The sequence below is a fragment of the Fischerella sp. PCC 9605 genome (assembly GCF_000517105.1).
Taxonomy (GTDB): Bacteria; Cyanobacteriota; Cyanobacteriia; order Cyanobacteriales; family Nostocaceae; genus PCC9605.
Map to the genome: position 1 here is coordinate 220770 of NZ_KI912151.1, position 13986 is coordinate 234755.

Genomic DNA, 13986 nt, shown 5'->3' on the forward strand with positions numbered 1-13986 from the left:
TACAAACAGAGGCGATCGCTTTTTTAATTGCAAGTTTTTCGGAACACTAAAACCAATATGTGAAGCTATACCCTGGCGATAGCAACCGTGGTGCTTCTATGACTATTCTGCAAAAAAGTTTAAATAGCCTAATTCTCACAAGTTTACTTTTTATCAGTCCTGCCGATACAAACACTATTGTTCGCACCCAATCGTCCCCAGCATCCACTTCTTACTCAAGCCAAAGAACTCTTACCAAAGATGAGTTGTACTTTGGTTTATCCAAACCTGGAGGGAAGACGGTTTCTGAGGTTGAGTGGCAACTATTTTTGAATCGTGTGATTACACCCCGCTTTCAAGATGGACTAACTGTGATGGATGGCTACGGGCAGTATCTCAACCGAAATGGCAAACTCACCAGGGAAAAGACTAAACTAGTCATTCTGATTTACGAAAATAGCCCAACTAAAAATTCTCAAATTGAAGAGGTGATCGCAAGTTATAAGCAAAAATTTCAGCAAGAATCTGTTTTGCGAGTAACTAGCAGTGTCAAATTATCTTTTTGAAGTTTTTTGTTGGTTTTTGGTGGTTAGTTATTTACTACAGTTAAATTCGGCGATCGCTCGCATCACCAGAGATTTTACGAGTGTGATGCGTAAAGCCCCCGTGCATAATTAAAATCAGCACATAATTACATAAAATCAACTCCCACAGAAACTCACCTATGCCCCAAGAGATTGCTGTCGAATTTCGCAATGTCACCTTTAGCCGCAACCATCGCCCATTGGTATCAAATCTTAATTTCAGCATTAGTCGGGGAGAAGCGCTAGTATTACTTGGACGCAGTGGTAGCGGTAAAACCACGACTATGAAATTAATTAACCGTCTATTCACACCTACCCAAGGCGAAGTTTTATTTAATGACACCCCTACAACCGCATGGGATGAAATTAAACTGCGGCGCAAGATTGGTTATGTCATTCAAGAAACTGGTTTATTTCCCCATTTCACTGTTGAACGCAATGTGGGTTTAGTCCCTAATTTAGAAGGTTGGAAACCCAAACAAATTAAAAGCCGCGTTCATGAACTGTTGCAGTTAGTGGGATTAGAACCACAAAAATTTGCTCAAAGATATCCCCACGAACTTTCAGGAGGGCAAAGACAACGAGTTGGTGTAGCAAGGGCACTCGCAGCCGATCCACCTGTATTATTAATGGATGAACCCTTTGGCGCACTCGATCCGATTACGCGGTTAGAACTGCAACAAGAATTTAAACGCTTACAACAGGAGTTGGGTAAGACAGTTGTTTTTGTCACTCATGATATCCAAGAAGCGTTTGTTTTGGCATCGAGAATTGGTTTAATGCATGAGGGAGAATTAGTAGTGTTGGAAACGCCGAAAGAATTTGTGCGATCGCAACATCCAGAAGCCCTGGCCTTTCTGCAATGTTTGAAATCTTTTACCCTATGAACTTCAGCGACTTTTTCCTGATCAAATACGCCTCGGACATCCTCGAACGTACCTTGGAACACTTACTGCTAGTAGTAATTTCTATTGGTATTGCCACTATTGTAAGTATACCGTTAGGCATATTAATTACCCGCCAAAAGTCACTGCGTCAACCGATTTTGGGCATTGCAAATATCCTGCAAACTATTCCCAGTTTGGCACTATTTGGCTTACTCATTCCTGTACCTGTAATTGGCGGCATTGGCACAAACCCTGCTATTATTGCCTTATCTTTGTATTCTTTATTACCCATCATTCGCAATACTTATGTTGGCATCATTGGCGTCGATCCAGCCATTCGGGAAGCTGGACGCGGGATGGGGATGACAGATAGACAATTGCTATTACAAGTAGAAATTCCCTTGGCAATGGGAGTGATTTTGGCGGGAGTGCGAGTAGCGACAGTGATTGCTATTGGCATTGCTACTATTGCAGCAGCAATTGGTGCTGGTGGTTTGGGAGAGCTGATATTTCGTGGTATTACCACGGTGAATAATCAATTAATATTAGCTGGTGCGATTCCTGCGGCAGTAATTGCCTTACTCGCTGATTTGGGTATTGGTTGGCTGGAAAAACAATTAAAAATTTAGTTGTTTGTTGTTTGTTGTGTTGTCTGTTGTTTGTTGTACCCTACTCTACGAGAAGCCGAGTAAAGCGCGTCTATGGAAAAATCAACTACCAACTACCTACCAACTACCAACTAACAACCACCAACAAAATCTACTAACTACCCTCAATGAAAAAATTTTTTACCTTTTGCCTTTTAACTTTTGCCTTGGTAGTTGTACTTGCGAGTTGCCAACCTTCCTCTAATGGTGGTGGTGATATTGTTGTTGCGTCGAAAGATTTTACTGAGCAAGACATCTTAGGGGAACTTTTAGCCCAGCAGATTGAAGCAACAACTAATTTGAAAGTTGAACGCAAGCTACATCTGGGAGGTTCGTTTGTCTGTCATCAGGCCCTCACCGCTGGGCAAGTGGATGCCTATGTTGAGTACACAGGAACAGCTTTTACTGCCATCCTGAAACAACAAGCAATCAGTGATCCTCAGGCTGTTTATCAACGAATACAACAAGCTTACAGCAAGCAGTTTGCCCTAGAGGTGGCTGAGCCTTTAGGCTTTGAAAATACCTACGCTATTATTGTGCGCGGAGACGATGCAAGGCGCTTAAATCTGCAAACCATTTCACAAGCAGCTAAATATACACCCCAGTGGCAAGGAGGTTTCTACTACGAGTTCGTCGAACGCGAAGATGGATTGCCTGGATTGTCAAAGGCTTACGAGCTAAAATTTGCTAAACCACCCCGCTTGATGGATATGGGGCTAATGTATCGAGCACTACTGCAAGGCATGGTAGACATAGTCGCAGGCAACTCAACTGATGCACAAATTGCCCGTTTAGATTTACTGGTGCTAAAGGACGATAAGCAATATTTTCCTCCTTATGAAGCCGTTCCAATTGTGCGAAAAGAAACATTGACAAAATATCCACAACTAAGAAAAGCTATATCCCAACTTGCTGGGCGTATTTCTGCTGACGAAATGCGGCAATTGAATTATCTAGTAGAGGGAGAGTTACGTGACATTAAAGAAGTTGTCAGTGAGTTTAGAAAAGCTAAGAAATTATAGTTTTGCCAATTGAATAATACAGATTGTTACACTATCCCATTGTATTGAGAAATTATGTCAAAACTTGAACTGTATCCTTTATCCACCTTCTGCTTTCCGCCGAAGGTATAAATAATTATTTTGTAGCGAAGCCTTCTGACAGGAGCCATAGGGGTTTAAGAACCCGTCTTACAGGCAGTCTTTAATCAGGTAGGGCAGAATCTCCATGTGATTCCCTTCTGCCTTTTTTAATCTTTTTGAAAAAGGAGAAATAGCTACATAATAATGTAATGTATATATAATTTATCAATAAAGATTCTCAACTTAATGATTAGAAAGCTGTTAACTATTGAGAGTGCCAATTAAAAAAACAAATAACCAGTAGAGTGTAATATTTTCAAGTGACAGCAAGATAATGATAAAAGCGACCACAGTCTCATCTAGAGGATTGAAAAAGCCACCAATGTCAGCCTTATTTGGTCTGGTTCTGGGACTTGTTATCCTGCTAATTTGCTTGGTATACAGTGTCACGCTGGGTGCAGCAGAAATACCTCTAGATCAGATTTTGACATCCTTTATAAACTTTGACGGTTCCTATGAACACTTAGTCATCCAGACTGTCAGATTACCGCGCGTGCTCATTGCTATCCTTGTAGGTTCAGCGCTTGCAGTTTCTGGAGCGTTAATGCAGGGTTTGACGCGAAACCCCTTAGCAGATCCAGGGATTTTGGGTATTGAGTCGGGAGCAGCACTGGCTGTAGTTGCAACAATTTTTATTGTTGGCAGTTCATCCGTTAGTATTTTAACCATTGTGGCCTTTTTGGGTGCAGGAGCCACAGCGATATTAGTTTACTTCCTTGGTTCTCTGGGAAGAGGAGGAGCTACCCCACTGAATCTGACAGTTGCGGGTGCGGCGATGACGGCTCTGATTTCTTCTCTCACTACTGCTATCCTGATCGTCAGTCAACGAACCCTAGAAGAAATTAGATTTTGGTTAGCTGGTTCATTGGCTGGCCGCGATGCTAACATACTCTTCCAAGCGCTACCTTTCGTCGTGATTGGATTAGTAGTTGCTTTTGCCCTTGGTAGGCAGATTACTACTATGAGTCTAGGTGAAGATGTGGCCAAAGGCTTAGGTCAACAGACAGCTTTGATCAAGATCATTACTGCCATTAGCGTAATTTTACTAGCAGGAAGTTCAGTGTCTCTTGCGGGGCCAATTGGTTTTATTGGCTTAGTTGTTCCCCATATTGTGAGATTTTTTATTAAAGCCGATTATCGTTGGATCTTACCTTATTCTGCAATTGCGGGTGCAATTTTACTCCTAGTAGCAGACATTGCTGCACGTGTGTTGCTCAAACCACAGGAGTTACCTGTGGGTGTAATGACAGCACTGATTGGTGCTCCCTTTTTTGTGTATCTGGCTAAGTCAAAGGTGAAAAAATGAAGTTGGATTGGCTAGTCATCCGTTCCCAGGCAATATCTTTCCGCATCGACCGACGTGTACCAGTCATACTGCTATGTTTGGCGGTAGTGATTGTAGTAGCGATGGTAATGAATTTAGGGCGGGGAGAATATCCAATTTCGCCTTTGGATATCGTCAAAACTTCATTGGGTTTGGATACGGGAAACCCAGATCATGCTTTTGTGATTCACAATCTGCGTCTGCCACGTACTCTTGTTGCTTTTATGGTGGGAGTGGCACTGGCAATTTCTGGCACTATCTTCCAAGGTCTAACACATAATCCTCTAGCTGACCCTGGTATTATTGGCATCAATGCCGGGGCGAGTCTGATGGCAGTTACAGTAATTATACTGTTTCCTTCAGCACCAATTTACACTTTGCCTCTATCAGCCTTTGCTGGTGCTTTGCTTATGGCTGTTTTAATTTACTTGCTGGCTTGGAACAAAGGTAGTTCCCCGATTCGATTAATTTTGATGGGTATTGGTTTATCTGCGATCGCCAGCGCTATAACCAGCTTGATGATTACTTTTGGGAATATTTATGACGTTAGTAATGCTTTGGTTTGGTTAGCTGGCAGTGTCTACGGGCGTACGAGTGAGCAAGTATTTTCCTTATTACCCTGGTTAGTTATTTTTGTACCAATGGCTTTGATACTGGCAAGACATTTGAATGCTCTGAACTTGGGGGATGATGTAGCAAAAAGTCTAGGTAGTCGTGTGGAGTGGCAACGTGGTTTACTAGTGCTGGTGGGTGTAGCCTTGGCTGCTGCGGGAGTCGCTACCGCCGGTATGATTGGCTTTATCGGTTTAATAGCACCTCATTTAGGACGACAGTTAGTAGGTGCAACCCATGAAGGTTTAATTCCTACCTCAGCACTGTTGGGGGGAATAATTGTTGTTGTAGCAGACTTGGTGGGACGGACGCTGTTTGCACCGATTGAACTTCCTTGTGGGGTGGTAACTGCTGTTGTTGGCGCTCCCTATTTTCTGTATTTATTAATTCGTAACCGTAAAAAATGAAAGGCGTTGCTGAATTGGCGTATGAATTTTATTTTGTCATGCTGTAGACGCTTCACTTTCGTACCCTACGGCAAGGCTTCGCCTACAGAATGACAATTCATATCTTGATTCAGCAACATCCAATATTTTTATTTACTTTTCCGTGTGAATATTAAGAATTATAAAATTTAATTGCATCATAAGTTTTTTCTACCTATGTATGCAAGAATGTTAAGAAAATCTTAAAGGCATACCTCGATATCTTTATCATTTACCTGCAAATGCATTTTAGCTTTCAACAAGCAGGACTTTTTAAATTTATTTATGTAAGCTTTACTAGCTTTTTCATCAAAATCGGCGCACGATTTAAATGTTTTAAATGTCGATAAACCAAGGCTGAAAATACTTTGCCTAAAGGCGCTAACAAGCATCTACCACAATTATATATCTGTATAGAGAGCGTCTACAAGAGTCAGTAACAATAAACAGGGACTCTCGCATGAATATCAATCCATCGGAATCAACCGCAGAGTTAGCACAAGCATCGTGTCACAATTTCCAAATCGGTACAGATTTTCATGACTGGAATAATCAACTAATCGGAGCGATCGCTCAAAAGATTTGCCAATCTCTAGATTTAGATACGATTCTCGCTCAAACAGTAACAGAGATACGGCGATTTTTGTTGAGCGATCGCGTTTTAATTTACCGCTTAGAGTCTGATGGTGGTGGAACAATAGTTGCAGAATCAACTATTGCTCCTGGTATTCCCTTGTTGGGAAAAAATATTCAAGACTCCTGCTTTAGCGAAAAACACGTCGAACGCTACAAACGCGGTTGTATTCAAATTGTGGAAGATATTTATGCAGCCGGGCTACACCCTTGCCAGATTGATTTCCTTGCTTCTTTGCAAGTGAGGGCTAACTTGGTAGTGCCAATTTTGTTTGGGCAAGATTTATGGGGGCTGTTAATTACCCAGCACTGTTGTCAACCACGACAATGGCAGCAAACAGAAATCGACTTGCTTAAGCAGTTGGCAACCCAAATCGGCATTGCCATCCAAAATGCACAACTGCATCAGCAGGTACAGTATTTGCAAAGTCAACTTAAGTTGCAGCAGTCTGAAGCCGTGGTGCGATATATTACTGAATTAATCCGCGATCGTCTAGATGCAGAAGAGGTTTTAAAAAGAGTTACTAGTGAATTGGCACGGGTATTGCAAGTTGAGCGTTGCCAAATTGAATTATATAACGCTAACCATACCATTGCTACCATTGCCCATGAGTACGCCACCATCCCTCCCCCCTGCCAGAAAATGACGCGACAAGTTGCAAACTTCCCAGAACTATATCAACCACTATTGCACAAACAACCTTTGCAAGTAGGGGAAGTTGTGCGTGGCTGGAACCCTAGATTAGTTGTCATGACACAGCTAGCTTGTCCGATTTTCGACGCACAAGCAGTCATGGGAAATATCTGGTTAACCAAAGCAACCCAAAAAGTATTTGAGGAATGGGAAATTCAACTAGTGCAGCAGGTGGCAAATCAATGCGCGATCGCCATTCGCCAAGCTCGACTTTACCAACTAGCGCAGACACAAGTAAGTGAACTCGAAAAACTTGAGAACCTCAAACATGAATTTCTCAGATCCCTTTCCCATGAACTGCGAACGCCAATCACTAGTATCAGCCTTGCCGTCCAAACTCTGGAAGCAATTATCAATCAAGAAACAGTATTAGATACAGAATTAGTATCGCAACTGTTGCAGATTCTACACAACGAGTGTGAACGAGAAAGCAAGTTAATTAACGATTTGCTCATGCTCACCTATCTAGAAGCCGAAGCTGAAACTTTGACTGTAATCGTAATTGACATCAAAACCTGGCTTCCTCCCATTATCGAGTCTTTTCGAGAACTCACTACTTGTCAGCAGCAGCAGTTAATTTTGCATATCGCCGATGAACTCCCGCTCTTAGAAACAGATATTACTGATTTAGAACGTATTATGACTGAGTTGCTTAATAATGCCTGCAAGTATACACCAGCGGGTGAGACTATTACTGTTGCCGTTTCTGCAACCCCTCAAGTCGTGCAGATTAGCATCAGTAATTCTGGAGTTCAAATTGCTACTAATGAACTGGCACGCATTTTCGATCCCTTTTACCGTATTCCCAAGCATGACCCTTGGAAATATGGTGGTAGCGGGTTGGGATTGGCATTAGTGCAGAAACTGGCTAAACATTTAAAAGCTTCAATTCGTGTCGAAAGCACAGCAGCTTCTACTACTTTCACCCTACTCTTACCAAGAGCGATCGCCGCATGAACAACGCAAATGCAGAATATTAGTAAAATTTAATACTTCATTTAAGTATGTCCCCATAACAGTCAAATACTGTTAAATGTCGAAAATGTATCAAAAAAACAGTAAAGATTAGTAATATAAAACACAAACTTTTCATGTAATATTCTGTAGAAAGTGTTATATTCCATTTGTAGATACAATTTCAAGCAAGCAAGTAAAATCAACAGTATTATGTAGGAATTTTAAGATTTTGGTGGAGATTATTGCTGTGGCAAAAATTCAGTACTAGTAAGTAAGTTTACATAATTATACATATTTATACTACTGAATCTTAGTGACTCCTCCTTTGTAGCGACTGCCGAGCGTAAAGCTTTACGCCGTACAGTGATAAATATCCAACAATCAACAAACAATAAATTTAAGAGAATTGCCTAAATCAGGAACTTGGAAAAATTATGGAAACCATTGTATATCTTCATCTTGCTTCTGTTTACGAAGCATCTGAAAGCACTGGTGTTGTTCCTGTCCGAGTTAATTATAAATTTTTTACTAACTTGAATTGGCAGAAGTTATCCAGTGGTGCAGCGATGCGGTTTTTTTCTATAGCATTGACTTTGGCAGTTTTAAATATAGCAGGCCAAGCATTAGCACTTGAGAGAGGTGATAGCGGCCCTGAAGTTGCGAACGTCCAGAGATGTTTGCAAAGGTTAGGTTACTACAATGGCCCAGTGAATGGTAGGTTCGGCCCTTTAACTGAAAGTGCCGTGAGACAATTTCAACGTGCGAAGGGAATTGATGCTATTGGCCTGGTAGGGCCGCAAACTCAACAAGCACTACAAGCAGGCTGTCACAGCAAAAGCAATGTTCTCAAAGTCGGTAGCAGAGGGCCAGCAGTTACACGGCTGCAACAAAATTTACAGACTTTAGGGTTTTATGATGGCCCGATCACCGGCTATTTTGGTCAAGAAACGCGGCGGGCAGTGATTAGATTCCAGCAATATGCTGGATTGCGTGCTGATGGTATTGCTGGTGCTAGCACATTACAAGCAATACGTGCTGACTTCAGTGCAAAACCAAATAATGGTTATGGCGGTGATCTTGATAGCGAGGTTGATAACTATCCCAATGCCCTCAACGAAGGTGACGCAGGGCCTGAAGTATTACAACTGCAAAGAAGTTTGTCGCAGTTGGGTTATTTTCGAGCCAACCCCACTGGTAATTTTGGTTATGTTACTAAAGATGCTGTAGTGCGCTTCCAGCGAGATTACGGACTAACACCCAATGGCATTGTCGATGCACGAACCTGGACAGCAATATCCAGTGCTTCAGGAAATGGAAACTCTGCAATTGTAAATCCAACACCTATAAATCCAACACCTGTACATTCTACAAATGCAAATTATGGTTGTTCGCCAACTAGTGGTTATATCTGTCTGGGTGAAACCAGTCAGCGAGTGGTAGCCATACAACAAAGTCTACTAGAGCAAGGATTCTTCAGAGGGGAGGTTACAGGCTACTATGGTGTAGCAACTAGAGATGCTGTGGTGCAATTTCAGCGAGCTGTAGGACTGAACCCGACTGGATTTGTAGATTTTCAAACTTGGCAAGCCTTAGGATTGAGTAATAATGGCACTCCTGTAGTAACACATCCTGTTGCCAAGAATCGCTATGTAGTAATCGTGCCAATTCGCGATTCTGAGACTCTCGACGAAGTTCGCCAGTATGTACCCGAAGCTTTTGCAGCTAAATCCAAATTGGGAAGTTATGTGAATGCAGGAGCATTTCCCGATCGCTCTCAAGCCGAAAAGCACTCTCGATTTTTACGCGATCGCGGTTTTGATGCACGGGTAGAATACTTTTAATTAAGAAAGATAACCATAGATCCCCGATTTACTTGAGGAAGTCGGGGATTTTATTCTTAGCAAAATCACCCACTTGGATGAAGTTTTATCGGTGCTACTATTAATAAATAAAATATCAATACTAACCAAATCAAGTAAAATTTTACCTACAATCTGCTTGCGTTTATGAAATGGTATAATGAGCCACCTACGTGGGAACATCAAGAGAGTATTATCACCGTTACTTCCGGAGCAAAAACAGATTTTTGGCGTAGAACTCATTACTGCGTTCGTGACAACGGTCACTTTTATTATCAAGAAGTTACAGGTGATTTTACTACCAAAGTCAAAATTATCGGCAAGTATCAAAATTCATCTGACCACGCAGGATTAATGATTCGTGTGGATGAGAAAACCTGGTTAAAATCTGGTGTTGAATTTGTCAACAACATGCAGTATATCAGTGCAGTTGTCACGCGCAATGATTCTGAATGGTCAGTTGTGCCATTAGGAAAAAATCCTGATTGGTTGTGGTTGCGTTTGCAGCGAAGAGGTAGCACTGTAGAAGTGCAATATTCACTGGATGGTAAAGAATACAACATACTGAAGACTACAGACTTGACTGAGAAAGAAACAGTGCAGGTAGGATTGGTATGTGCATGTCCAGAAGACGATGGTTTCCAAGTGACTTTTGAGGATTTTCAGATTGAAACTATGAACAGTCAATTAGAAGGGGCGAAGCTGTGAGGCTTTTAATTTTCCCATTTAGACAGATGGGGTGATGGAGAGATGGGGAGAAGATTTGACATTTTTCCCCAAATTTAAAAGGATGCAAATTGTAAGCGCAACAGCTTAACAACAGCAATTACTGAAATAGTGAGTGTGTTTTAATACTGTTAATAACACAAAAATATTTTTTGAAAATATCAATAAAGCTGCCACCAGATTAGTCAAGGCCACATTTGCCAGTACAATAACTTGGCATTGCAGGAAGCTAGAGGTTAAACAATAATGGCTGAAGCTCGGATTGGAATTATTGGTGGCAGCGGTTTATACAAAATGGATGCCCTCAAAGATGTAGAAGAGGTGCAAATTCAAACACCCTTTGGTTCACCTTCTGATGCTTTGATTTTGGGAGCTTTGGAAGGGACACGGGTAGCTTTTTTAGCACGTCATGGACGCAATCATACGCTTTTACCTTCAGAGTTGCCTTTTCGTGCCAATATCCATGCGATGAAGCAATTGGGTGTGGAGTATTTAATTTCAGCAAGTGCGGTAGGTTCTTTAAAGGCAGAAACGAAACCGCTAGATATGGTAGTTCCCAATCAGTTTATTGACAGAACAAAAAATCGAGTGTCCACCTTTTTCGGGGAAGGAATTGTTGCTCACATTGCTTTTGGCGATCCCGTTTGTCAGAATTTGGCTGGTGTTTTAGCAGATGCGATCGCTTCTTTGGATTTACCAGATGTAACTCTACATCGCGGCGGTACGTATGTATGCATGGAAGGCCCGGCATTTTCCACCAAAGCAGAATCCAATCTTTACCGCAGTTGGGGTGCAACAGTCATCGGGATGACGAATTTACCAGAGGCCAAACTGGCAAGGGAAGCAGAAATTGCCTATGCAACCTTAGCGCTGGTAACTGACTATGATTGTTGGCATCCAGATCACGACAGCGTGACAGTAGAGATGGTAGTGAGTAATTTACAACGCAATGCCGTCAATGCACAGAAAGTCATTCAAGAAACAGTGCGGCGTTTGAGTGATAATCCGCCACCTAGTGTAGCCCATTCGGCGTTGAAGTATGCGATTTTGACACCGTTGGAGAAAGTACCAATGGAGACGAAGGAGAAATTAGATTTGTTGTTGAAGAAGTATTTGTAGAAACTATTCTTTGTGTCTTGGTGTCTTGGTGGTTCAAAAATAAATCTTATTAACCACAAAGGCACAAAGACACCAAGTAAAATCACGGCGTTCTGCTATAGTAGACCCAAGTCTTTGAAGCAGCGTCGCGTCACTTCAATCCGTAGAGGAGCATCCTCTGGTTTATTTATATTGATATTGGTAGCGAAGAAATAGACATTTTTATTCTGTTCTAGATAGCCTACAAACCAACCAAGTTCGGGATTGGTGTTAAACAACCATCCTGTTTTTCCTCGCCATGTGTAGTCTGGTGTCTGTTCGCGCACCATCATGTCTTTAACGAGATTCATGGTTCGCGCTGAGAAGGGCAAATCGCTTCGATACAATTTCTGTAGAAACTCAATTTGCTGCTTGGCTGTAATTTGCAAGGGGCCTTCCAGCCAAAAGCGATCAATATCTTTGGCTGTCCCAATTTGGTGATTTCCGTAGCCAACTTGCTCGATAAATTGCTGCATGCGCTTATGTCCGATTCGGCGTGCTAGCACTTGATAGAACCAGACGGTTGAATCTTTGAAACCTTGACGCAAATTTGTATCGTGATTCCATTCAGGGACTTCGCGCTGAATTCCATCCCAAGTCAGGACTGTGACATCATCAGGAATAGTACCTGTTTCCAAAGCCACCATTGCGTTGAAGATTTTAAATGTTGAACCTGGAAACATTGCAGTTTGATTGCGTTGCGGATTGTGTTCGTAGGTTTTGTTTTTTTTCAAATCGTAAATTAAGATTGACCCCTCCACCCCTAATTTCCGGAAGTTTTGCCCCAAATCTGGTGCTTGCACAATCACTGTTGCTGAATGTTCAGAATCAGCAGACGTAGGAGTAGGCTGTTGAGCAAAAACATGTATTTCTCTGAAGCTAATCAGGAGGAAGAAGATGAGACAACCAAGAATTGCAAAGATAACCAATCGCGATCGCCATATACGAAATATCATCCTGTTCTCCTCACTAAAGTGAATACAGCAGCACAAATTATCTATATTAGAACTTTGAATATCTATACAGCCGCCAATGTCACAGCCTGACTCTGTTACTTTTGCCGACATCGAAGTTGCTGCGAAGCGTCTTGCTGGTATTGCTCACCATACCCCAGTGATTACTTCTAGAACCATTAATCAACACACTGGTAGTCAAGTGTTTTTCAAGTGTAAAAACTTTCAGCGCACTGGTTCTTTCAAGTTTCGCGGTGCATATAATGCACTGGCACAACTAAGATTAGAACAACAACAAACAGGTGCGATCGCTTATTCATCTGGAAATCACGCCCAAGCTGTAGCCTTAGCCGGACAGTTACTAAATATTCCCACCACCATCGTTATGCCTGAAGATGCCCCCACCGTCAAGCAAGCAGCTACTCGCGGTTACGGTGCGGAGGTAATTTTGTATAACCGCAGTGAGACAAATAGGGAAGAATTAGCTCAAACTTTGGCACAACAGAGAAATTTAACAATCATTCCCCCTTACGATCATCCCCATATCATCGCGGCACAGGGTACAGCAGCTAAAGAACTAATTAAGGAAGTCGGCGAACTAGATTTGCTATTAGTATGTTGTGGCGGTGGCGGGTTACTTTCCGGTAGTGCGATCGCTTCTCAAACACTTTCACCTAAGTGTAAAGTCATAGGAGTAGAACCAGAACGCGCTGATGATGCTACTCGTTCCTTTCACAGCAAAATTCTGTACTCGGTAAATAATCCCGATACCATCGCTGATGGTGCGCGTACTCCCAGCTTGGGAAAAATTACTTTTCCTTTGGTGCTGGATTACGTCGATAACATGGTGACGGTATCTGAGGAAGCAATTATTCGCACCATGTTCTTTTTATGGCAACGTTTAAAAATTGTTGTGGAACCCACCGGAGTTTTAGCAGCAGCGGCTTTACTAGAAGGTGTAGTGAAAGCACCGCAGGCTAAAATTGGTGTTGTTATTAGTGGTGGAAATGTAGATTTAAAGGGACTGGGGCATAAAATTATGAATTATGAATTATGAATTATGAAATTTTCAGCCCAATCGCATTCATCATTCATAATTCTCACCAATACCCAATCCCCAATCACTAATACCCAATCTCAATCTTTTGTAGTTGATTTTGGATTATGCAATCACTCCACTCAGAATTAATTCGATACATCACTGTGTTGCAAGTTTGAAATACAACTGCCTCAGAGAGATATTTAAGATGTAATTAAAAATAGCATATTCCTGAACTCAGCGTCCCTCTGCGTTTTCCTTTGCGAGCCTCTGCGTTTAAAATCGCTACTCTTTTACACAAAGCTGTACTAAGTAAATAAAAAATATATCTATTGGAAGATGTTAAATGAAAAATTCATTCATAATTATTCTCAATTAAAGTATAAAT

12 protein-coding genes are annotated in these 13986 nt (G+C 41.7%); 11 read left to right on the plus strand and 1 reads right to left on the minus strand.

Going from position 1 to position 13986, the window contains the following annotated elements; all coding sequences use genetic code 11:
- Window positions 1-98 precede the first annotated feature (98 nt).
- The 10 genes from FIS9605_RS0125995 to FIS9605_RS0126045 all read left to right on the plus strand — a co-directional run bounded on the left by FIS9605_RS0125995 (window position 99) and on the right by FIS9605_RS0126045 (window position 11588).
- Entirely contained in the window at window positions 99-545 is a 447-nt protein-coding gene (locus tag FIS9605_RS0125995) for a DUF3574 domain-containing protein (protein ID WP_026735192.1), read from the plus strand.
- Window positions 546-703: 158 nt separating this feature from the next.
- Window positions 704-1450, plus strand: a complete 747-nt coding sequence (locus FIS9605_RS0126000) for an ATP-binding cassette domain-containing protein (protein ID WP_026735193.1) — start codon at window positions 704-706, stop codon at window positions 1448-1450.
- A complete protein-coding gene (locus FIS9605_RS0126005) occupies window positions 1447-2079 on the plus strand; it encodes an ABC transporter permease (RefSeq protein WP_026735194.1) in 633 nt (210 codons plus the stop codon). The genes FIS9605_RS0126000 and FIS9605_RS0126005 overlap by 4 nt, the downstream gene beginning before the upstream one ends.
- Before the next feature lie 146 nt (window positions 2080-2225).
- Window positions 2226-3119, plus strand: coding sequence for a glycine betaine ABC transporter substrate-binding protein (locus tag FIS9605_RS0126010; protein WP_026735195.1), 894 nt, complete (start codon window positions 2226-2228; stop codon window positions 3117-3119).
- Between the two features lie 394 nt (window positions 3120-3513).
- Window positions 3514-4545, plus strand: coding sequence for a FecCD family ABC transporter permease (locus FIS9605_RS0126015; protein ID WP_026735196.1), 1032 nt, complete (start codon window positions 3514-3516; stop codon window positions 4543-4545).
- Window positions 4542-5582 (plus strand): FecCD family ABC transporter permease, encoded by a 1041-nt coding sequence (locus FIS9605_RS0126020; protein ID WP_026735197.1) that lies wholly within the window; start codon window positions 4542-4544, stop codon window positions 5580-5582. Before FIS9605_RS0126015 ends, FIS9605_RS0126020 begins: the two co-directional genes overlap by 4 nt.
- 478 nt (window positions 5583-6060) lie before the next feature.
- Window positions 6061-7884: a GAF domain-containing sensor histidine kinase gene (locus FIS9605_RS0126030; protein WP_026735199.1), complete on the plus strand. Its 1824-nt coding sequence runs from the start codon at window positions 6061-6063 to the stop codon at window positions 7882-7884.
- A gap of 434 nt (window positions 7885-8318) precedes the next feature.
- On the plus strand, window positions 8319-9725 hold the full coding sequence (locus tag FIS9605_RS0126035; protein WP_026735200.1) for a peptidoglycan-binding domain-containing protein: 1407 nt from the start codon (window positions 8319-8321) through the stop codon (window positions 9723-9725).
- Window positions 9726-9890: 165 nt separating this feature from the next.
- Entirely contained in the window at window positions 9891-10451 is a 561-nt protein-coding gene (locus tag FIS9605_RS0126040; RefSeq protein WP_026735201.1) for a DUF1349 domain-containing protein, read from the plus strand.
- A 264-nt stretch (window positions 10452-10715) separates the two neighbouring features.
- On the plus strand, window positions 10716-11588 hold the full coding sequence (locus tag FIS9605_RS0126045; RefSeq protein ID WP_026735202.1) for an S-methyl-5'-thioadenosine phosphorylase: 873 nt from the start codon (window positions 10716-10718) through the stop codon (window positions 11586-11588).
- Between the two features lie 95 nt (window positions 11589-11683).
- On the opposite strand, the gene blaOXA is transcribed toward FIS9605_RS0126045, so the two are convergent.
- Window positions 11684-12562 (minus strand): class D beta-lactamase, encoded by an 879-nt coding sequence (gene blaOXA, locus FIS9605_RS0126050; RefSeq protein ID WP_051470146.1) that lies wholly within the window; start codon window positions 12560-12562, stop codon window positions 11684-11686.
- Between the two features lie 76 nt (window positions 12563-12638).
- On the opposite strand from blaOXA, the gene FIS9605_RS0126055 reads away from it, so the two are divergent.
- Window positions 12639-13616: a threo-3-hydroxy-L-aspartate ammonia-lyase gene (locus FIS9605_RS0126055; RefSeq protein WP_026735204.1), complete on the plus strand. Its 978-nt coding sequence runs from the start codon at window positions 12639-12641 to the stop codon at window positions 13614-13616.
- The last annotated feature ends 370 nt before the right edge of the window (window positions 13617-13986 follow it).